18 protein-coding genes and 1 pseudogene are annotated in these 21,905 nt (G+C 34.9%); 7 read left to right on the forward strand and 12 right to left on the reverse strand.

What is annotated here, in order from left to right; translation table 11 throughout:
• Positions 1-111 precede the first annotated feature (111 nt).
• Positions 112-603: a copper resistance protein NlpE gene (locus B9T35_RS12790; protein WP_086191495.1), complete on the forward strand. Its 492-nt coding sequence runs from the start codon at positions 112-114 to the stop codon at positions 601-603.
• 191 nt (positions 604-794) lie between these two features.
• On the opposite strand, the gene B9T35_RS12795 is transcribed toward B9T35_RS12790, so the two are convergent.
• Positions 795-2,396, reverse strand: coding sequence for an isocitrate lyase (locus B9T35_RS12795; RefSeq protein ID WP_086191496.1), 1,602 nt, complete (start codon positions 2,394-2,396; stop codon positions 795-797).
• A gap of 627 nt (positions 2,397-3,023) precedes the next feature.
• Here B9T35_RS12795 and B9T35_RS12800 point away from each other — a divergent pair.
• The 3 genes from B9T35_RS12800 to B9T35_RS12810 all read left to right on the forward strand — a co-directional run bounded on the left by B9T35_RS12800 (position 3,024) and on the right by B9T35_RS12810 (position 7,159).
• Positions 3,024-4,013 carry a LysR family transcriptional regulator gene (locus tag B9T35_RS12800; protein ID WP_086191497.1) on the forward strand — a complete coding sequence of 330 codons (990 nt, stop codon included), beginning with the start codon at positions 3,024-3,026 and terminating at the stop codon, positions 4,011-4,013.
• A 127-nt stretch (positions 4,014-4,140) separates the two neighbouring features.
• Positions 4,141-5,463: a hemolysin family protein gene (locus tag B9T35_RS12805; protein ID WP_086191498.1), complete on the forward strand. Its 1,323-nt coding sequence runs from the start codon at positions 4,141-4,143 to the stop codon at positions 5,461-5,463.
• Between the two features lie 358 nt (positions 5,464-5,821).
• The gene (locus B9T35_RS12810; RefSeq protein ID WP_086191499.1) at positions 5,822-7,159 is read left to right on the forward strand and encodes a CitMHS family transporter; all 1,338 of its coding nucleotides are present in this window, start codon (positions 5,822-5,824) and stop codon (positions 7,157-7,159) included.
• Between the two features lie 90 nt (positions 7,160-7,249).
• Here the strand turns inward: B9T35_RS12810 and B9T35_RS12815 are convergent, their stop codons facing one another.
• The 9 genes and pseudogenes from B9T35_RS12815 to B9T35_RS12855 form a co-directional block, all read right to left on the reverse strand.
• Positions 7,250-8,767, reverse strand: coding sequence for a TolC family protein (locus B9T35_RS12815; protein ID WP_171264279.1), 1,518 nt, complete (start codon positions 8,765-8,767; stop codon positions 7,250-7,252).
• Between the two features lie 38 nt (positions 8,768-8,805).
• Positions 8,806-10,938 (reverse strand): peptidase domain-containing ABC transporter, encoded by a 2,133-nt coding sequence (locus B9T35_RS12820; RefSeq protein ID WP_086191501.1) that lies wholly within the window; start codon positions 10,936-10,938, stop codon positions 8,806-8,808.
• A gap of 11 nt (positions 10,939-10,949) precedes the next feature.
• Positions 10,950-12,218, reverse strand: a complete 1,269-nt coding sequence (locus tag B9T35_RS12825) for an HlyD family secretion protein (protein WP_086191502.1) — start codon at positions 12,216-12,218, stop codon at positions 10,950-10,952.
• 174 nt (positions 12,219-12,392) lie between these two features.
• Positions 12,393-14,183 carry a cholesterol oxidase substrate-binding domain-containing protein gene (locus tag B9T35_RS12830; RefSeq protein ID WP_086191503.1) on the reverse strand — a complete coding sequence of 597 codons (1,791 nt, stop codon included), beginning with the start codon at positions 14,181-14,183 and terminating at the stop codon, positions 12,393-12,395.
• Positions 14,184-14,280: 97 nt separating this feature from the next.
• Complete coding sequence (locus tag B9T35_RS12835) at positions 14,281-14,604, reverse strand: hypothetical protein (protein ID WP_086191504.1); 324 nt, start codon at positions 14,602-14,604, stop codon at positions 14,281-14,283.
• 139 nt (positions 14,605-14,743) lie between these two features.
• Positions 14,744-15,487, reverse strand: a complete 744-nt coding sequence (gene tatC / locus B9T35_RS12840; RefSeq protein WP_086191505.1) for a twin-arginine translocase subunit TatC — start codon at positions 15,485-15,487, stop codon at positions 14,744-14,746.
• A gap of 12 nt (positions 15,488-15,499) precedes the next feature.
• Positions 15,500-15,880, reverse strand: a complete 381-nt coding sequence (gene tatB, locus B9T35_RS12845) for a Sec-independent protein translocase protein TatB (protein ID WP_086191506.1) — start codon at positions 15,878-15,880, stop codon at positions 15,500-15,502.
• Between the two features lie 31 nt (positions 15,881-15,911).
• Positions 15,912-16,055, reverse strand: a pseudogene (tatA, locus tag B9T35_RS12850) (twin-arginine translocase TatA/TatE family subunit); the annotation flags it as partial.
• Positions 16,056-16,524: 469 nt separating this feature from the next.
• Complete coding sequence (locus tag B9T35_RS12855) at positions 16,525-17,031, reverse strand: hypothetical protein (RefSeq protein WP_086191508.1); 507 nt, start codon at positions 17,029-17,031, stop codon at positions 16,525-16,527.
• 145 nt (positions 17,032-17,176) lie between these two features.
• Between B9T35_RS12855 and B9T35_RS12860 the strand changes: the two genes are divergently transcribed.
• Together B9T35_RS12860 and B9T35_RS12865 are read left to right on the forward strand one after the other, a co-directional pair.
• Positions 17,177-17,464 carry a hypothetical protein gene (locus tag B9T35_RS12860; protein ID WP_086191509.1) on the forward strand — a complete coding sequence of 96 codons (288 nt, stop codon included), beginning with the start codon at positions 17,177-17,179 and terminating at the stop codon, positions 17,462-17,464.
• 162 nt (positions 17,465-17,626) lie between these two features.
• Positions 17,627-18,637, forward strand: coding sequence for a zinc-binding alcohol dehydrogenase family protein (locus B9T35_RS12865; protein WP_086191510.1), 1,011 nt, complete (start codon positions 17,627-17,629; stop codon positions 18,635-18,637).
• A 147-nt stretch (positions 18,638-18,784) separates the two neighbouring features.
• Here the strand turns inward: B9T35_RS12865 and B9T35_RS12870 are convergent, their stop codons facing one another.
• Positions 18,785-19,738: a D-cysteine desulfhydrase family protein gene (locus B9T35_RS12870; protein ID WP_086191511.1), complete on the reverse strand. Its 954-nt coding sequence runs from the start codon at positions 19,736-19,738 to the stop codon at positions 18,785-18,787.
• Positions 19,739-19,914: 176 nt separating this feature from the next.
• Positions 19,915-20,907, reverse strand: coding sequence for an NAD(P)H-quinone oxidoreductase (locus B9T35_RS12875; protein WP_086191512.1), 993 nt, complete (start codon positions 20,905-20,907; stop codon positions 19,915-19,917).
• A 242-nt stretch (positions 20,908-21,149) separates the two neighbouring features.
• Here B9T35_RS12875 and B9T35_RS12880 point away from each other — a divergent pair, with 242 nt between their 5' ends.
• On the forward strand, positions 21,150-21,704 hold the full coding sequence (locus B9T35_RS12880) for a DUF2239 family protein (protein WP_086191513.1): 555 nt from the start codon (positions 21,150-21,152) through the stop codon (positions 21,702-21,704).
• Positions 21,705-21,905 lie beyond the last annotated feature (201 nt).

A 21,905-nucleotide genomic window follows, 5' to 3' on the forward strand; every position in this document is an offset into this window, starting at 1 on the left:
TCCCACAATTTTAAGCAATTTATTACACTATTCACATGTCCATTTTCAATATTATTGTTTATTTTCAAAGTCAGTGATCTTTTCTTTATTCATCAATAATTGGGTACAAATATGAAAAAAATGCTTTCTGTACTGGCACTTTCCAGTATTACCTTAGTCGCTTGCTCTAAACCGACACCTAAAGCCTCTGAAGATATTCAATCTATACAGCAAACTCAGACAATAACTTCCCCCCCCCCTGCTTCTGCTCCAATAAACAGTACTGATTCAGCACATAATGCTCAAAATAGTTTAGATTGGGCTGGAGAGTACAAAGGCTTATTTCCTTGCGCAGACTGTGAAGGAATAGAAACTAAGTTAGAGCTTAAACCTGACCATACCTATACATTGACTGAAGAATACAAAGGCAAAGGCGATGGTAAAAAATTTAAAACTGAAGGAAAATTTGAATTTGATACAACAGGTACAATTATTACTTTAGACAAAGCCTCAGAACAGCGTAAGTTTTTTGTAGGCGAGAATTTTTTGGAAGCACGTGACCGTGAAACTGGGGCAAAAATTGACACCAATTTAAACTACAAGCTCAGTAAAGAACTCCATTAATTTTTCAAAATCTTTACTTGATAAGCTTCAAGTGCAATAGATATCTCACTTAAGAACTTTTAAACGCTCCATCAAGAAGAAACATAGAAAGTTTATTGATACTTATACAAGCTACCTTGTGAAATCAACTTTCTAACGTTACATAAAAAACCCTGCTTTCGCAGGGTTTTCTCTTAAATCAATTGGAGGGATTAACCACCGAATTGGTTCATTGTGTTTTTAGCATCATCATGCGCTTTAAGAGCATTGTCACCAGAGAAGATTTCTTTGTGATCATCACCGATGTCAGAACCAGCCATTGCTTGGTGTTTAACACATGCGATTGTACCGCGGATTTCTTTACGTTGTACGCCAGCAACATAAGCAAGCATACCTTGATCGCCGAAGTAACCTTTAGCAAGCTCATGTGTAGAAAGAGCAGCTGTGTGGTAAGTCGGAAGTGTGATCAAGTGATGGAATACACCCGCTTCACGAGAAGCATCCGCTTGGAATGTACGTACTTTTTCGTCAGCATCAGCAGCTAATTCAGTTTCGTCATACTCAGCGCTCATTAATTTAGCACGGTCATAAGCAGAAACGTCTTTACCTTCAGCAACGAAACGGTCATAAGACTGTTGACGGAAGTTTAAAGTCCAGTTGAATGATGGGCTGTTGTTATAAACAAGCTTAGCATTTGGAATTGTTTCTTTCACACGATTAACCATGTGAGCGATTTCGTCTACGTTTGGAGTCGCAGTTTCGATCCAAAGTAAGTCAGCACCGTTTTGTAAGCTAGATACGCAGTCAAGTACAACACGGTCAATTTGTGTGTCAGGACGGAACTGATACAAACCAGAAGCTAAACGCTTAGGACGGTGTAATTTACCATTACGTTTGATCAAGATTTCGTCTTCTTGAGCATCAGCAATGTCAATTTCAACTGTGTCTAAGAAACCGATGTACTGAGAAGCGATGTCACCTGGCTCTTTAACCACTGGGATTTTTTGAGTTAAGTCAGCACCTTCAGAGTCAGTACGAGCAACGATGATACCGTCATCAACACCCATTTCTAAGAATGCATAACGTAATGCATGAATTTTAGAGATGAAGTCTTCATGTGGAACAGTTACTTTACCTGCTTGGTGACCACATTGTTTCGCATCAGAAACTTGGTTTTCGATTTGTAGTGCACAAGCACCCGCTTCGATCATTTTCTTAGCAAGTAAATAAGTCGCTTCTTCGTTACCGAAACCAGCATCGATGTCCGCAATAATTGGCACAACGTGAGTTTGGAAACCGTCGATTTGAGCAGTGATTTCAGCAGCTTTAGCTGTATCGCCCGCTTCGTTTGCTTTTTTAAGCGCACGGAACAAATCATTCAATTCTTTCGCATCAGCTTGACGAAGGAAAGTATAAATTTCTTCGATTAAAGCAGGTACAGACGTTTTTTCGTGCATAGATTGGTCAGGTAAAGGACCGAATTCAGAACGAAGAGCTGCAACCATCCAACCAGAAAGGTAGATGTAACGCTTGTCAGTTGTACCGAAATATTTTTTGTTCGCAATCATTTTTTGTTGTGCGATAAAACCATGCCAGCAACCTAATGATTGAGTGTATTTGCTAGAGTCAGCATCATACTCAGCCATATCACGACGCATAATTTCAGCTGTATATTTAGCAATATCCAAACCAGTTTTAAATTGGTTTTGCATTTGCATACGTGCAGCATCTTCTGGGCTAATGTCACGCCATGTGCTACCGAATTTTGCTTTTAATTCACGGATTGCATCTACTGCTGTTTGATATTGAGTCATGATATTTCCTGTAATAATATTAGGATTTCATCAGTTGAAGGACTAAATCTTCTCACTATTTATTTGTTCAGATTTAGAGCACTTCGTTGTTATGGACACAGCTTAGATGGAGTCAAATAATTAATCCAATAGTCTGCGTTAATTTTCGGTATTTATTTAAAAAATATGTAGATCAAAGTCGTATTATAATTATCTTAAAAATATATAAAATATTGATTTTAAACATAATTAAAAAATTAGATCTGGATACAAAAACACCTGTTTTTTAATTTAAACCATATTAGACTTAAGTCTGAGCAAGGTGAAAGAACAATGAAATATACTTTTCTTGTACATTTTTTAATAATTTATTAAATAAAATAGTGAATCAATCAGTGTTTATTAATTATTCTAAACAGTTGAATAGTTTAGATAAGAGCAAGATAAAATGTGATTGTTCATCTCAATCAAATTTTCAAAGTAAAAAGGGCTTACTACCTTCATCACCAAGATAAATACTCCAACAAATTCAATTACTCAGATTATAGATTTTACCACTATCACGCAAAAGCATGTTTTTAACACAAAGGCATTTGCTTATGGCATAATTCAAAATGATTTCAGAATTTTATTTTCGGTATTTATTTTATGAATCTGGAGCGGGTTGACCTAAACCTATTAATTTACCTTGACGTACTCTTACGTGAAAAAAATGTGACTCGTGCCGCAGAACAATTGGGTGTCACCCAACCTGCGATGAGTAATATTTTACGTCGTCTGCGTAACTTATTTAATGATCCACTTCTGATTCGTTCTTCTGAAGGTATGACACCGACTGAACGTGCGTTGGAACTTCAACCCCGTATCCGTGATGCACTTTCAGATTTATCGATGATTTTAGAACCTCGTACAGAGTTTCGACCTTATACATCGAATCGTGTTTTCCGTATTATGACGTCTGATTACGCTGAAGCAACATTGATTCCGCGTCTGGTAAAAGCGTTACGTTCTGAAGCACCCAATGTTGTACTCGACTTTTTAACACCAAGTGATGTGTCTTATCGTGACATGGAACAAGGCAAAGTTGATTTAGCGATTAATCGCTTTAATGAAATCCCACAAAGCTTCCATCAAGTATTAGTATGGCGAGATAGCTTTTCTTGCTTACTCAATCAGAAACACCCTGCTGTGACCAATCTCAATTTAAAAAGTTATTTAGATGCGCAACATATTTGGGTATCTAAAACAGGTATGGGCGTTGGCTTTGGTGTTAATCCAGAGAAACAAGCGGGATTAGGATGGATTGATCAAGCTTTAGAGCGTATTGGTCAAAAACGTAAGATTTCAGTCTTTACCCGCCATTATCAAATGCCAGCACTTCTTGCATCGAATGTTGATTTGATTGCAACCTTGCCATCTCGTATTGCACGTCTTCAAGCAAAAAGTCAAAATTTGGTGATTAAAGATCCTCCTTTTTATATTCCAGAATTTGAATTGAAAATGGCATGGTGCCCTTTATTACATCATCACCCTGCTCACCGTTGGTTACGTCAACTTATTTTGTATGTTGCCCGCCAAATGGTTGAAGAAGAAAATCGTGAATTTTTAACCACCAATTCACATTTTTCTCAATATTAAGAGAATATTTCTTAAATTCTTCAAATTTCAAGCTTATACTGTTCATGCTTAAGGTAATAATAAATGATTACCTTAAGTTGTTTTGTGTTAAAAATATCTCATAATAATGACAAACCACAGGTGATACGTGAGTCTCTTTCAGAATATCGTGATCATTGTCATATTGATCGCCGGTGCAGGTTTTCTTTCCTTAACGGAAATTGCCCTCGCAGGTGCTCGCAAAGTAAAATTGAAAATCCTTGCTGAATCAGGTGATGAACGCGCACAAAAAGTATTAGACCTTCAAGCACAATCTGCAGATTTTTTTGCAGCGTCGCAAATCGGGTTAAATGCTGTTGCAATTTTAGGTGGTATTCTCGGTGAAGCCGCTTTTCGTCCATATTTCGTCACATTAATTGCAGGTTTTTATACAGGTCCTTGGACTGAAACCATCAGCTTTGCACTCTCATTTACCCTCGTGACATCGTTATTTATTCTTTTTGCTGATTTAATGCCAAAACGTTTGGCTATGATTGCACCAGAAAAAATTGCTGTTTCTGTTATTAATCCAATTCAAATTTTCATTACGGTTTGTAAGCCTTTGGCTTGGATTATTAATGCGATTGCCAACTTATTGTTCCGACTCTTTAAAGTAAATACGATTCGAGATGACAATATTACTTTTGCTGATATTTCTGCGGTCATGGATGCAGGTGCACAAGCAGGCGTATTACAGAAACAAGAACATCATTTTATTGAAAACGTATTTGAACTAGAAGAACGTAATGTTCCATCGAGTATGACAACTCGTGAAAATGTAGTCTACTTTACCCTGAAAGAACCTGAGGACAGTATTCGTCAAAAGTTAGCTGAATTCCCTTATTCTAAATATTTAGTCTGTAATGATAATATTGATCAAGTGATTGGTTATGTTGATGCCAAAGATATTCTTGTTCGTATTCTCAATAATCAAAAATTTACTCAATTAAATGAATCTACCATTCGTACTGTACTCACGATTCCAGATTCTTTGACCTTATCTGAACTCTTAGATCGTTTTCGCTCAACCAAAGAAAAATTTGCCGTTGTAATTAATGAATATGCTTTAGTGGTGGGTGTCATTACACTGTCTGACATCATGATTACAGTCATGGGCGATTGGGTAACACCACTAGATGAAGAGCTACAAATTATTAAGCGTGACAATAACTCATGGTTAATTGAGGGAAGCACCCCAATTGAGGATATGAAACATGCGCTTGAAATTGACGAAATGCCTGATGATGATAACTATGAAACATTGGCTGGTTTCATGATGTTCCAACTTCGTAAAATTCCACGTCCTGCGGATACGGTTATTTTTGGCGGTTATAAATTTGAAGTGGTTGACGTAGATCATTTTAAAATTGACCAATTATTGGTGACACGACTGTTAGAAAGACCCGAAGAACCAACTATAATTGAAGAATAAGCTCTGCCCTATCCTCTTGATAGGGCTTTATTTCAAATAAAAAACTGTTTTAAAATCTCAAATGAACGTAGATGCTTAATAAATCTGCTAAATACTTATTTTGATTAGATTAAATATTAAAAAAATCAATAAATATAAAATAGATATAAAACAATACCTTAAAAGTATAGTGAACTTTTTGATTAAAAATTAAATATAAATCACATTTTTTCAAGATACTGTTTTGTAAGTACTATTTATTAAAAAAATAGTATTATAAATCTTATTTCTTTTAACTTATTTAATTTTTCTTAAAAAAAGAATAGCATCACACCTAGGAAATATCAGAAAAACATTACTTCAAACAAAGGATTGACCCATGCTGACCGTATTAGGTCTAGGGATGATTTTGTGCTTTATGTACTTAATCATGACCAGACGTCTTAGTGCTCTAGTAGCGCTCACACTTGTTCCAGTTCTTTTTGCTTTAATTGCTTACGGTCTCGGATTCTTCGTTGATAGCTTGAGTCATATTCAACTCAGTGGACTTGGGGAAATGATGTTAGATGGCGTTAAAAAGCTCGCACCAACAGGTGTCATGCTTCTTTTTGCCATTCTTTATTTCGCCATTATGATTGATACAGGGTTATTTGATCCATCGGTAAAATGGATTTTAAAATTAGTGAAAGGTGACCCCCTTAAAGTGACTTTAGGGACAATCACATTAACCCTTATTGTCTCTTTAGATGGTGATGGTTCTACTACATATATGATCTGTGTTGCAGCAATGCTTCCTCTTTATAAACGCTTAGGCATGAGCCCACTGGTGATGGCATGTTTAATGATGCTTGCCAGCGGTATCATGAACTTAACCCCTTGGGGCGGACCGACTGCACGTGCTGCAAGTGCGCTCCATGTCGACCCAAGTGATGTATTCGTTCCAATGGTTATTCCAATGCTGTGCTCAATTGCATGGTTATACTTTGTCGGTTATATGTATGGTCGCAAAGAGCGCAATCGCTTAGGCATTATTGAGTTAGATGTCAGTCATGGCGATAATATTCAAATTTCATCTAATCCAGATGCAAATCGTGCACATTTAAGATGGTTCAATGGTTTACTCACTGTTGTACTAATGATCTGTTTAATTAAAGGTGTCTTGCCTTTACCCATCCTCTTTATGATTGCACTGTGTATTGCACTTGTTGTGAACTATAAAGATCTTGATATGCAAAAAAGTCTTGTTGCACATCACGCAGGTAGCGCCCTAAACGTCGTCGGGATTATCTTCGCTGCTGGTATCTTTACAGGTATTTTGGCAGGCACTGGTATGGTCGATGCGATGTCTAAAGAATTAGTTGCGATCATTCCAGAAAGTATGGGGCCATTCTTAGCACCAATTACTGCTGTTTTAAGTATGCCTTTGACTTTCTTTATGTCGAATGATGCTTTCTATTATGGTGTTCTCCCTATTCTTTCAGATGCAGCGGCACACTATGGCATTACCCCTGTAGAAATGGCACGTGCTTCTATTGTAGGTCAACCTGTACATTTGCTTTCTCCATTAGTTCCTTCTACTTATTTATTATGTGGATTAGCAGGGATTGAGTTAGGACAACATCAAAAATTTACCATTAAATGGGCGCTATTGACTTGCTTTGTTATGCTTGTTGCGGCGATTATTTTTGGCGTATTCCCATTCTATTCAACGCTATAAATTGTATAAAATAAATCTATGGCTTTAATCTTTTCGATTAAAGCCATTTTTCACTCTAAACAATTTCAACAAACTTCAAATATCTCAACTTTAAATAGGTTCATCAGCCCATACATTTAAATTGCCAATATTGGCCAATAACTGATACCGAACAACCAAAAAATTAGTGACTGATGTTGCATAATTCATTTTTGCTTCAACAAGCAAATTTTGTGCATTAATCATTTCTAGCATATTACCTACTCCCGCTTTATAGCGCCCTTGAGCAACAACATAAGCCTCTTCAGCACTTTGATTTAATACAGATAAAGCTTTAATATTTTCATGTACAGCTTGTAATTCATTATAATTTTTCCAAATTTCAGTACTCACTTCTTGTTTTAATAAATCTTGCTCACTTTGTTTTAATTTAACGGTTTCATTTGCCAATATAACTTGATTCTTTTGATTAAAACCATCAAACAAAGGAATACTGAGCTGAACACCTGCCTGAATACGTTGGGTATTATTGGCAAAAGGACTTTCTCCCATCTGTTCTGAATTATTATAATTGGTGATTAATGACAAGGCAGGATAATTGCTTTTTTTAACTGATTTTACTTTTTCAGTTGCAGCATCAATTGCCAATTGTGCAGCTTTAAATTTTGGATTGAGCTGTATCGATTCAGCAATCAGATCTTGAATTGATTTTAAATTTAATACATTAGGTATTTTTAGCTGGCTGTTAATTTTAAAGTCTTGATAAGCAGGCTCGCCCATCAATGCTGCTAAATTACCTTTGGCTATTTTTAAATCTCCTATAAACTTAATTTGATCTGCTTTCGCTTTCGATAAATTAGCCAGCATCTGTAATTCATCAGATTTAATGCCTGCACCTGCTTTATAACGTGCATGTGCAATATCATAATTCTGTTCTGCCAAAACAACCAACTGTTGTAGATTATCAAGCTTCAATTCCACCTGAATAACTGCATAATATGCCATGATGGTTTTTAGAATAATATCTTGTAATACAGTATTTTGTTGGGCAAATGACATTGCCAATAACTTTTCAGATGCAGCAACTTGATGTTGTCGTGCACCAAAATCATAAAGCAACCAATTGGCTTGTACAGCAATCCCATAACGACGTGTATTGGTGTCATAGCTAAGATCTTCACGGTTATTAACCTGGTAATTATCTTTGCCCCAATCATAATTTATTGTTGTATTTACCTGTGGGTAATAACTTGCTTTGCTAATGCCAACTTGAGCTGCTTGAATTTTAGTTTGTATCCAAGCATTATTCGCTTCTGGATGATGACAAACCGCTTTCTCTATAGCAAACATTAACTCTAAAACATGTTCTTGATCTAATTTCGTTTGGCTCAAACAATTAATCGTACCTAATTGGCTTCTCTCTTTTTGTATTTTAGGCAGACTAGTCTGATTTAAAACTTGCACAACTTTTGGATTAGTTTGCTTTGTGTCTTTTATCTCTTTCTGTTTTTGTTCTTCAACTAAAATATTAAATAGGTTCGCTGTATTTTTCTTTTTGTTGAATAAATTTGACCATGCACTTGGTTGTGGAATATCCGCATATACAGCCTTATTCAACAATAACGTCATGAATACTATTCCGAATATGATTTTTTTTTGATGTATTCTCATACTGTTTGCAGATCCTTTAACAAGATATCTTGCACAATGACACCATCTTGGAATGCAATCACACGTTCGGCAGAAGCAATCGTTTCAGGCCGATGAGCGATGAGAATTCGAGTAATATTCAGACCTTTAATTTTTTCATTTACTTCATGTTCTTTTTGTATATCTAAATGACTGGTTGCTTCATCCATGAATAAAATTTTTGGCTTTTTATACAAAGCCCTAGCCAACAAGATACGTTGCTTTTGCCCACCTGAAAGTATGTTTCCAATCTCACCGACTAAGGTTTGATAACCCATGGGCATTTTCAAAATGTCTTGATGAATCGCAGCTAGATCAGCACATTCTTGTAGCCACTCTTGCTGAGGACTGGCATCAAAGAAACAAATATTTTCTGCAATTGAACCTGCGAATAAAATATCATCCTGTAAAACTGTTGCAATTTGATTTCGAATTGCATTTAGCCCCAACTTATCAATATCCCGCCCCATGATGGATATTTCACCTTCATTTTGCCGAAATACGCCCAGCAATACATGTAATAAAGTTGTTTTCCCACATCCTGTTGGTCCAACAATGGCAACAGACTGGTTCAATGGAATGGTGAAACTGACATTTTTAAGAATATAAGGGTCATTTTCAGAATATTTAAAATATAGATTTTTAACTTCAATTGCGTTCTCAACATTTTCAATATTCGTAATTTCAACTTCACCATAGAGTTTTTCTGGCTCAGTTAATGCAATATCAGAAAGTCGTTCTACATCAATTTGCAGCATTTTCAATTCAATATATTTATCAATTAAGCCTGCGACTCGACCATCAAACTGATTTTTATAAGCCACAAATGCCATCAGTACGCCGACAGTAAAATTTCCATCTAAAACCAAACTCGCACCAAGCCAGATAATGAGAATATTTTCTAAACCGAATAAAGCGCCATTGGCTAATGAAAAACCAATACCTAATTTCTGAGAACTTAAATCTGCATTGACTTGATTAACCAATAGATTCAGCCATGTCGAACGTCTTACATCTTGTCTCTGGAAAAGCTTAATGGTTTTAGCACCACGTACCGTTTCCATAAAATGGCTACTTTGCTTCGCTGCATGAATAATTTGCGCTTCAGTCGCACGCTTTAATGGCGCATACCAAATCCAACGAATTAAAGCATAAAGGCACATGGTTCCAATGGCAATCCATGCTAATTTGGGGCTATAAATGAACATCAATATCAGTGTGAAAACTGTCATGAGCCCATCTAAAATTGCAGACAAAAAAGTTGATGTTAGTGTGCGCTGAATACTATCAATTGAACCAAAACGCGAAACAATATCGCCTAAAGAACGTCGTTCAAAATATGAAACAGGTACATTAATCAAATGATTGAATACATTCGCTCGCCATTGCACATTCAAATGCGTGCTCATGTACATCATAATCCATGATCTTAAAAGACTAATAAACTGCTGTAAGAACATGAGCAGTGCAAAACCAATCGCCAAGACTGTTAATAAATCTCGATCAGCCGAGACAATGACATGATCAATGACCCATTGCATAAAAAATGGACTGGTCAGCGAAAAGACTTCTAATGCCAAAGCCAATATCAGAATTTGCCCTAAAGATTTCCATAACCCTCGAATATGCCCAATAAGGCTTCTTAATTGAATCTTATTTTTTTCTTCTTTTTTTTCAAATTCAGTATCTGGCCATAATTCTAAAGCAACTCCAGTAAAATGCTCTGATATTTCATCTAGACTTAAAACACGTTTACCAAAGGCAGGATCTGAAATCGTTGCCTTATTCCCTGACATTTTCTGCAAAACTACAAAATGGTTAAAATCCCAATGTAAAATACAAGGGGTTCTGAGTTGATTTAAATCTTCTAATTCTAATTTGAGAGGACGAGTGACCAATTTTACTTGATTACTAATTTGAATCAGTTGACTTAAATTACTGCCCTTTTGTGAAATAGAAAAACGTCGTCTTAATGTGATTAAATCAGATTCAAAACCATAATAATGTGCAACCATCGCAATACAAGCCAAACCACACTCAGTTGCCTCAGTTTGCAAAATTGTTGGAACTTGACGAGAGAACCCAAATGAAATTTTATCTAATATTTGCATGATTCTTCTTCTTATAATTTGCCAGTAATACTGTATAAAGGCTCAAGTACCCATTCATATAATTTACGTTTCTCTTGTAATACATCCGCATCAAAAGTCATACCAACTTTCAAGCGCTTATTCTCACCATAGGCCTTCATACTTTGCTGTTGGAGTTTCACTTTTACCAAATATACAGCTTCATTTTTATTCAATGCTAAACTGTTATTAAACTCGCCTAAATTGGTCAGTTCTTGCGTATTCATTGTGGTTTCTGAAATAGAGCTAATATTGCCCTGAGCCTGCCCAAAGCGTTGATAAGGATAGGCTTGAAAACGTAGTCGAATAGACTGATTTAATTTCACAAAACCAATTGCCGAACTGGGAATATAGAGATGTGCCTCAAGTTGAGAATGGGCTGGAACAATATTTAATAAAGGTGTTGTAGATGAAACTTGTTGACCTACTTCTGCATTTAATGAGGTAACAACACCAGAAGCATTGGCTTTGATCAACAAACTATCGCGTGCTTTATTTTCAATGAGTTCTTGTTGGTTGGAAGCCAATTGTCGATCTACATTATTCAATTCATTGTTCAATTTACTTTGTAAACTTTGTAAAATAAGTTCTTTATTGGCGAGCTCAGATTTCTTTGCAATTCGATCACGTTCATAACTTTGTAGCGTGAGCTTTTGATTAAAATAAATATCTTGTTTGGTTTGAAATTCTTCAACAGAAATATAATCTTTTTCTTTTAATTGTTGATAACGATTCATATTTTCGAGTGCCAAAGCCAAGCGTTGCTTTTGCTCTTGAATCAATCCGTCCACTTTTGCCAATTCTAATTTTAACGATTGAATTTCAGATATGGTTTGTTCGTAATTATTTTGATGTAGATTTTTTAACTGATCTTTTTCAGTCGCTAAAGTTTGTTTTTTTACCTGTATTTGCTGTGCAAGTGATTCATTATAATTACCTGAATTGCTAAATCGCGTCATTTGCAATTGATACAAAGGATCACCCATTTTAACCGTTTGACCTTCCTGTATAAATTTCTTATTGATTGTGCCACCATCAACCGCATAAACACGAATCAAACCTGTATCAGGCATAAGTTGACCTTGTACTGTGGTCTTTTTTGTATAGCTACCCAAAAAAAGAAAAAGCACAATAATAATGGTAAAAATGGCAACACCAATCGTCATCACAGTAAAAGAAAATGGGCTAATGAGGATAACCTCTCCGATCCATTTTGATTTTTGTGCATCTACCGCTTTATCTCTAAATAATTTTTTATTCATAAAATCATGTGTAATTATGTTGTGTCGTTATAGCGTTATGATCTGAAATTTTGATCTTCTTTTATCTTTAATGTGCATGTTAGTTTTTTTACGAATTGAATCATCACCCCTTAATCGCTTTCAAAAAGCATGTATTTCTAGAAATTAATTAAGAGATGATTAAAATCGATTTTGTTATTTCAGTAAGCGATCTAACAAAGGTGAAGTAAATAAAGCCTTTGGATCATACTTTTTAAGAACATTAGTAGCAGCTTGAATGGTTAATGATTCAGGCTGACCTTTAGCATGAACTCGAGGAATTTCTTGTTCAAAATAACTCGTATTGTCCCAAGCCTTTGTTGAGGTATATCCCCAACCTTTAGACCATTCAGGGCGAATCAGTGAATCTCCCTGATAACGTGAACACATCCACCCTTCAATCTCAGTATAAAAATCAGCAGCAAAAGGCGTACATGGCAAAGTCAAAATATCAAACCAAACAGCACAATCCCACTCAGGATGATCTGGGCATGGTTTAATCGCAGACAATGCTGCTGTCTGTGCATTCGGCACAATTGAGTCTTGAGCATTGTCCAAGCCAGTAACACGAATTTCAACAGGACCATTCATTGGAAATTTATTCAAATTCTGATATTGCGTGAGCTTGCTTGAATAGATTTCACAGAAATCAGCAATTACATTTTGTACATTCGCTCGACTGGTAATCACCGCATAACCATTTGCTGTAACCCTTAATGTTGTTGGTTTCACATATAGCAATAGATTTTTTGATGGACCCCAAATATCATGAATCTGCGTTGAAGCCAAACCACCTGTAAGAATGGTTGTTACATCAGATAAAGCTGAACCTTGTAATCCTAACTTAGTAATATCAAACTGTAATTTTCCAAAAGTCGGAGTTAAATAGCGACTATTATTCACAATAATTTTCTGTATTAAGTCAGTTAGTGGCTTAATTAAATTATCTGAGAACCAGTAGTTAAAGGGTTGGTAGGTCATTTTTGAGGTCAATGGACGCTTAGGTGTAACACTCCAAACTTTCACCCATGGATAATCCGTAAATGGATACCAAATTGCTTCCACTCGACCAGATTGGTCAAGCAATTTTGAAAAAGTTCGACCTGAATCTTTATTACGTGCAAATAATTCTTGCTGATGAATATCTAAGAAACTCTGGCAACGTAAAAATTGATTTGGCGCTGTCTGCAATTGAGCTGATAAGACAAATGCGCGTCCCAAATTCACCAAAAAAGCACTAATTTCAGGTTCATTGCGATAAAAAGTTTTCGCTACATATTTATTATATTGGGGGTCATATACGGCAGCTGTAATCGAAATAACTAAATTACTCACTGAACCATACGTTTGACCTTGCAATTTTGTTTCACCAATTGCAGGTACTGAAGTTCCGTGACCATCAATAGCTAAAACACCGCCAAGGGTTAAATCCCCAGGTGCAGGTGTTGCAACAAAGCCTCTACCTTTATTTTCCATTGCTGTCATTAAAGCTTGCATTTGAATGCCCGCTTCAGCAGTGGCGACCCCATTGGAATCAATTGATATTTTATTAATATAAGACGGCATATCAACCAATAACACTTTTGTGATTTGGTCATGATCATCTAGCATTAATGGTGACCAGTTATGAGACATCCCTTTAGGACGTACTTTATAACCGTTATCGACTGCCCAATTAATGATTCTTAATATTTGCTCTTGATTACGAGGAACAGCAGTCCACGCATTTTCATAGTGAGATTCTCCTGACCAGTTTTCATAAAGTTGCTTAAATAAACTAATATCTGAAGGGAAGCTATTCAATCTTTCCTGTATAGGAAAAAACCAAGCTTCTGCTTTCTGCGTTGGGATCCAAGTTGATACAACACCAACAGTGGCTAAACCACCCATCATTTTTATAAAGTCACGTTTAGAAACATCTACGTTTTGATCAGAGTTCGTTTTCATAATAGGCCCTATATTCTTAATATTTATTTTTATTAAACATAGAAGTAGCGCACTACTTCCATGTTTATTTATAAAGATTCAACTAAAAAACATACAATTATTTGAATATAAATTTAGGTAAAATTGTGTATTGACCTTCACCATTTTCTTTTTCATAGTGGTTTTGAGTTTCAGCCACATCACCACCTAAAGCGCGACCAATTGCAATACCTACTTTTGAACCAACCAAACCTGTTGAGTCAGCAACTTGATGCACTAAACCCAGTCCAACACCACTAAAAACTACACCCACAGATGAAATTAGTTTTGAATTTAAAATTTGATTAAAACCATTAACCGCATTGATAATACTGTCACCTAAAAAAGTTCCAGCACCAGATACTTCTTCAATTTCTTCCTGTTTTAATTCAACTAAGCTCATAATAGTTACCTCTTTATTTAAATTTATTACTATAAAAACCTAACACTATTGTTAAGTAAAACTTAATATATAGATTTAAAATGACAAGACTTAAAGAAGTGTCTGACAATATTGTTATCTTTTGATAATGCCTTAGCACTTATTCTTTATACTTCAGCATTATTCTAGAAATAAGCAACCCTAGCTCAAATAAAATATAGATACATATACCTGCTATAGCCATAGAAAATATATCTGGAGGTGTTATAAACATGGCAATAAAAAAGCTTAAAACAAGTGCATAAGACCTCTTATTAATTAAATTTTCAACATTTATAAAATTAAAATATATTAAAATTACAATAACTAGAGGGAGCTGAAAAATAAAACCAAGAACTAAAAAAAATTTTATACAAAATATGAGATATTGATTAATATCTGTCATAGGAATAACAGTATCTGGAGCAATACTCACAAAAAAACTAAGCACCGTGGGTAAAATATAAAAATAGCCTAATAAAATTCCAAAATAAAATAATAAGGTACTCATGCTACAAAAAATAAAAATGACTTTCTTTTCTTTTAAGTATAGTGCTTCTCTTAAAAAAAAATATATTCTTAAAAAGATAAAAGGAATAAGAATAGTTACTGTCACAAAAAATACTAATTTGAATGGTGCAACAAATGTCGATGTGATATCTGTCGCAATCATATGGGCATTTGGTGGAAGGATTTTTTGTAATGGATCTGCAAGATTGTTATATATTTTTTTTGAAAAAGGAGCTAAACACATAAAAACAAAAATAAAAAATAAAATTATATAAATTAAATTTCTTCGTAATTCAGAAAAGTAAAAATTAAATTTGCTTAGACCCAATGCCCCATTATTCTGTATTTTTTGCATCTGAATAATCATCTACTTTAAATTAAAACAAGACCAATGCATTAAATTTTCAATGAAAAAATCATGCTGATATGGTGCTTTTATGTTTATTTTTTCTATTGGATAATATCTTTTTATATCTAGTTTTATCGTTTCATTTTCTAGCTTTAAAAAGTAGTCTTGCATTCTTTTTTCTAGGTTTTTTACCTGTATAATTTCATTATTCAATTCATTTTTAAGCTGATTAAGTTCAAACTCTTTTTCTAAAGTCTGATTTAAACTTGCTTTTAAACTGGTAATTTTTAATTTTAATTTAGTAATATAACGAATTGCTTCAGGCAATTTTTCTGGGCCTAAAACAATAACTGTAATAATTCCTAAAAATAAAATTTCACTAAAGCCTACATCAAACATTTTCAATTCAACTTTATTTTATTTCATTATTTTTATTGTCTTCTTTTACTGCTTGTTTAAAGTCTTTGACAGCACCTCCAACATCTTTACCAAAGTTTTTTAATTTTGACGTACCGAAAACAATCAAAATAATAATCGCAAAAAGAATAATATGTCCTATAGATAAACCCATCATTTTTAATTTCTCTTCATTTTAATTTGATCAAACTATAACAGAGCTTTTTTTTTATCGAACCAATATTGTTTAACAATTCTTAATATTATTTTCAATATGCGCTTAGAGTGATGATCAAATTTTATGAATTTCTTTATAATTTTAAGTGATTTATATCGTTAAAATTAAACAATTAAAATTTAACCATAGAATTCAATGTATTAAATATGGACAAAGTATATTCATATCTATGACAATACTTATAGGAAGATTAAAATGCTTTTTCTTTCAATTCAGTAAGCGATTGATCTCTCAATATTTTGATCAATAACTGAAATAAAAGCCGATGTAAAAAGCCTCTTTTATTTGTATTGTATCCAATTGAAATAATATCAATCAAAGTACAAATAAAAGAGGCCCTAAGTTACCAGTAAACACCAATTAGAAGCTAAAAGCTTAACTTAATCTGTTCTACAAAATCCTAAATAACTTATCTCAAGCGAAGTAAAGCATCTAAAGTTGCTTGGTAATGAATCGTAATATCATCTTCTAAAATAGTATATGCATTGTCAAACTGAACCATCGGCCACCCTTCTTTCCAGAATGGAAAAATATTGTGCAAATCTTTAGTCACAATCGCATCTTCACGAACAATCGCTTGTGCAACTTGAGACAAAACTTGTGCAGTTTCTGCGCCATCAATAGCCATATAGTCAATGCCACGTACTTTTAAAATACGAATACGATCTTTTTTATAGCGAATTTTTTTTGCCTGACCTTCATTTAAATTCAATGCTAAAGCCACCGCTTCTACAAACTTATCTTCAAAGCTATTGTGTAAAGCAACCAAAGCTTGTTTATGTGCTTCCTGACGACCTGCTTTGCCCCCACTACGAATCATCTCGTTTGCTTCAGTGTTTAATTCGTCATTTTTCATTGACTGTAAGATGTCTAAAATTTCGATATCGCTTAAAGCTGACTGAGGTTGTTCTGTCATGGGAGTCCTAAAAATAAGAGCAAATATAAAGATGTTCTATTTTCGCATAATTTGCGCTTTAAAACAGAGATAAAATTCTGTGCTAAAATTTCACCCTCAAAATAACAACAACTCACCCAATAAAATGTATAGGATAAGGTCACCAATGACGAACTTTTCACTTCCTGCAATTTTGGCATGTATCAGCTTCTATTCAAGTTTATATCTTATTTATTATTATTTTGCTCAACAGCAACAGCCTTTCTTACTGATAATTGCAGTCATACTTTTCATTTTATCTTTTATTTTAATTCCTTCCGCAGACCAGCAATCTAAACGTCGCACATTTAACAACACTTTCCATCATGAAAACTTTTTCACCTATCCATTATTTACTTGGTGGCGACTCTTTAGCATGCCCATTCGCTTTATCTTGTTAAAAATGTTATATTAAGTTACTGAATAATAAAAATATAATATTTAAAATACCTGAGCAATCGATACAAGTATTCAAACATCAACTTACATCCTTAAACATTCGTACAATAGCTTTTTGCGTTGCTTTAGATTATCTCTATGATCTACTCATAATAAGTTGGATTTTAAGGATAAAGCCATGAAAGTTGTTGCCTATAAAAAACCCTGTCCCATCACTCACCCTAATGTTTTTACTGATGTTGAGCTTGCACAACCGATTGCCAAAGATCGTGATTTATTGATTGCCGTACATGCGATTTCAATCAATCCTGTGGATATTAAAGTTCGATTACGTACACCTGAAAGCAATAATGATTGGAAAATTTTAGGTCGTGATGCGGTTGGTACAGTACAAGCCGTCGGGGAAAATGTACAAAACTTTAAAGTGGGTGATCAAGTTTTTTATGCAGGTACCATCAATCGGGATGGTTCTTATGCTGAATACCAATTGGTGGATGAACGAATTGTTGGGCATAAACCCACTACATTAAATCATGCTGAAGCAGCCGCAATGCCACTAACATCCATCACCGCATGGGAAATGTTATTTGACCGTTTAAAAGTCCAAGATGCAAGCAATCAAAATGCCACGATTTTAGTGATTGGTGCAGCAGGTGGTGTTGGCTCAATCACCGTACAACTGCTTAAAGCGTTGACTGATTTTAAAGTCATTGCCACTGCTTCACGCCCTGAATCTAAAGCTTGGTTAGAACAAATTGGTGCAGATTATATTGTCGATCACCGTCAACCTTTAGAACAGCAAGTGCTGGATTTGAAGATTGGTTTACCCTCTTACATTTTCGCTGTGACAGGTACAGAAAACTATACCAAAAACATTGAGAATTTAATTGCGCCACAAGGTCACTTTGGCTTAATTGATGATCCTGAAAATTTTGTGATTAATGGGTTTAAAGCAAAATCAGTTTCTATTCATTGGGAGTCAATGTTTACTCGTTCTGTTTATCAAACGACTGATATGAGTAGACAAGGCGAAATTTTGGATAAGATTGCAGAATTGGTCGATGAAGGAAAAATTAAGACAACACTGTCTAAAACATTCGGTGTTATTAATGCTGAGAACATCACCAAAGCACATGCTTTTATTGAAAGTGGCAAAAGTATTGGTAAGATTGTTTTGGAAGGGTTTTAATCTTTTTCCTTACATACGTCTTTTCATAACCCCTTTTTTAAATCACATAAAGGGGTTACTTACACGTATATAATCTACTTAAATCACTTATTTAATAGCTTATTATTTTGAATACTCAAATTCCCATATGCTATTTAAAGCAAAAATCTATTTAGCTAAAGATGAGGCATAGCTTAATGTTTCAGGATGACCAAAAAATCCTGGTAAACCACCTGAATGAAGGAAAACTGTCCGCTGACCTTTTTGAATGGTACCATCTCTCACTGCAGCAATAAGTCCAGCAAATGCACGCCCAGTATAAATAGGATCTAGAACAATCCCTTCATATTGCGCAATTAAAGCCAATGCTTCTTCAACTTCTTTTGTTAAAAAGCCATAACCAGTACCAACTTGATCCATTCGAATGCGTAAATTTTGTTGAAAAGACTCTTCTTGCATCTCTGATAAAAGTAGACGTACACGTACTTCAGGATCATTCACTGCGCCCGTATGAACACCATAGACCTTTTCTGCACCCAAGCCATGCACTAAACCTGCCATTGTTCCACCCGAACCCAGAGCCACAACCACATGATCCAAATACGTTAATTGTTGTTTTAATTCTTCAGCACAATCTACATAACCAAAAGCAGATATAGCACTCGTGCCACCAAAGGGAATAAAGAATGCCTTAATACCTTGTGCTGCTAAAACATCAATCCGTTGCTTTGTCGCTTGCTCCAATTTGGCATCATCTGCATTACCTAACCAATGTAATTGTGCACCAAATAAACCATCTAAAACAACATTGCCCATGACTTGTGTCGGTTGTTCACCAACCAATATTAATTCTACGTTTAAGCCTAATTTTGCACCTGCTGCCGCAGTTAATCGTGCATGATTACTCTGTGCTGCACCTACCGTTATTATTGTCGTTGCTTGATTTTCTAAAGCTTGAGCACATGTATATTCCAGTTTTCGTATTTTATTGCCTCCGCCTCCTAATCCAGTCAAATCATCACGTTTAATCCATAAATCATCTGCATTTAAGCCCAATGCAACAGCTAAACGTGGCATTTGTTCTAATGGAGTATTCCATATGCTTAATAACTTTTTTTCCATTTTAAATACAACACAATTGATTCTTAAATCACAATATAACGATTCTTCACGGATTTTTTAAGATCATATTGCTAAAATTTACTTGAGATAAAATTAAAAAATTTAAGGTAAAGATTAGGCCTTTTTAATCTTGCGATCTAATCTTTACGGTTAACAGAAATTTTATTTTGAATACATTAAATCACTTCTACCACAATTTTTCCGACATGATCACCAATGTCCATTGCAATATGAGCATCGACAATTTGATCAAATTTAAATGTTTTATAAATCATTGGTAAACATTCACCTTTTGCCCAAAGCGGTGCAACGGTGTCTTGTAAACCTTGTGCAATTTCAGCTTTTTCAGAAGTAGTACGTGCACGCATGGTTGAACCCGTAATGGTCAATCGTTTCATCATAATCTGACCCAATTTCACGTCTTTGGCTTTAGCACCGCCTAGAAAAGCGATATAAACCAAGCGACCATCACGACGTAGCAAATTCAAATTTTGATCTAAATAAGGTGCACCAACCATATCCAAGATGATATCTACCCCAGCATTCTCAGTTTTTTCATTAATGACAGTTTCAAAATTTTGCGTTTTATAATTAATTGCATCAGTTAAATGTGCAATTGCCTGAACTTTTTCATCAGAACCTACAGTTGCAAATGTTTTTAAACCCAAAGATTTACATAACATTAGCACTGTCGTACCAATACCGCTGGTTCCACCATGTACAAGAAGGGTTTCCCCTGCTTTGGCTTTTGCCATTTGAAATACATTTGCCCAAACAGTAAAGAATGTTTCAGGGATAGCCGCAGCTTGCGTAAAGCTTACGCCTTGAGGGATATTTAAAGTTTGGCTTTCAGGTACAACACAATATTCAGCATAGCCACCACCATTGGTTAAGCCACAAACTTGATCACCGACTTTAAATTTGGTGACATCAGCACCCACAGCTTCAACAATCCCCGCCACTTCCAAACCTGGTACAGGTGTAACACCTTTGGGCATTGGATATAAACCTTGACGTTGCAAAATATCTGGACGGTTAATGCCAAAAGCATGGACTTTCACCAAAACTTCATCTGCTTGTGCCGTTGGAATAGCGACACTTTCATAGGCTAATTTTTCTGGGCCACCCACTTCAGTGATAATGACCTGTTGCATCTGTACTTGTGACATAGATGAAATTTCCTTTTACGTTACTTTTCAATATTTCTGTTTGTATTTGAACATAAAGGAAGGTGCGATTGAAGAACAGTGGACTTATGTATGAGCAAATTAAATTATTTTTTAATTCAAATACTTCGTTGAATAGGTCCTAATATTGATTATTTTTTGTTTGTTATTTTAATTTTACCCTGATAATATTATTTTGCGGATTAATTTTACCCGTATAAAAATAAACATAGAGTTTAAAGAAAATGAATATCCCAAATACCTATACTGCTTTTTCAGGCGATCAACATTTCATAACAGATACGCTGTTGAATGTCGCTTTGGCAATAAAAAACACTACAGATACACATGCCAATATTTTGATTTTTAACGATCAAACTGGACAGCAATTAGATGTGGATCTATCAGGCTCAGATACTGACTTAGAGTTGCGTTATGCTGAACCCGAAGCGATTAAAAAAGTAGGACGTCCTAAATTAGGCGTCATTTCTCGTGAAATTACCTTGCTACAAAAACATTGGGATTGGTTAGATCAACAAAGTTCAAGTGCTTCGGCAGTCATTCGTAAGCTGATTGATCAAGAGTTGAATAATCCTTTGTCTAAATCGAATATCATGCTTGCCAAGCAAGCGACAGATCGTTTTATGTCTGCAATGTTAGGCAATATGCCCAATTATGAGGAAGCAACCAGAGCCTTGTATCAAGGCAATAAAGATCAATTTTTGCAGTTGATTGAGCATTATCCTACAGATTTAAAAACCTATGTCCTGACTTTATCTCAACATGTATTTTCAAGCTAAAAGTATAAGATCAAAATCAGATGTTCTTTGATTTTGATCTTATACCTATCTATTCATATGATTTAAATTTTAGCTCAAACCATAATCATCAAAATATAAGCTTCTTACCTAAGACTTTTTATTGCCCTTTAATGAAGAAAAAGAAAGACTTTATACACGTCATTTTATCTACCTAAATCCTTATTTAAATTAAATTTATTC

The sequence above is a fragment of the Acinetobacter sp. ANC 3832 genome (assembly GCF_002135415.1).
Taxonomy (GTDB): Bacteria; Pseudomonadota; Gammaproteobacteria; order Pseudomonadales; family Moraxellaceae; genus Acinetobacter.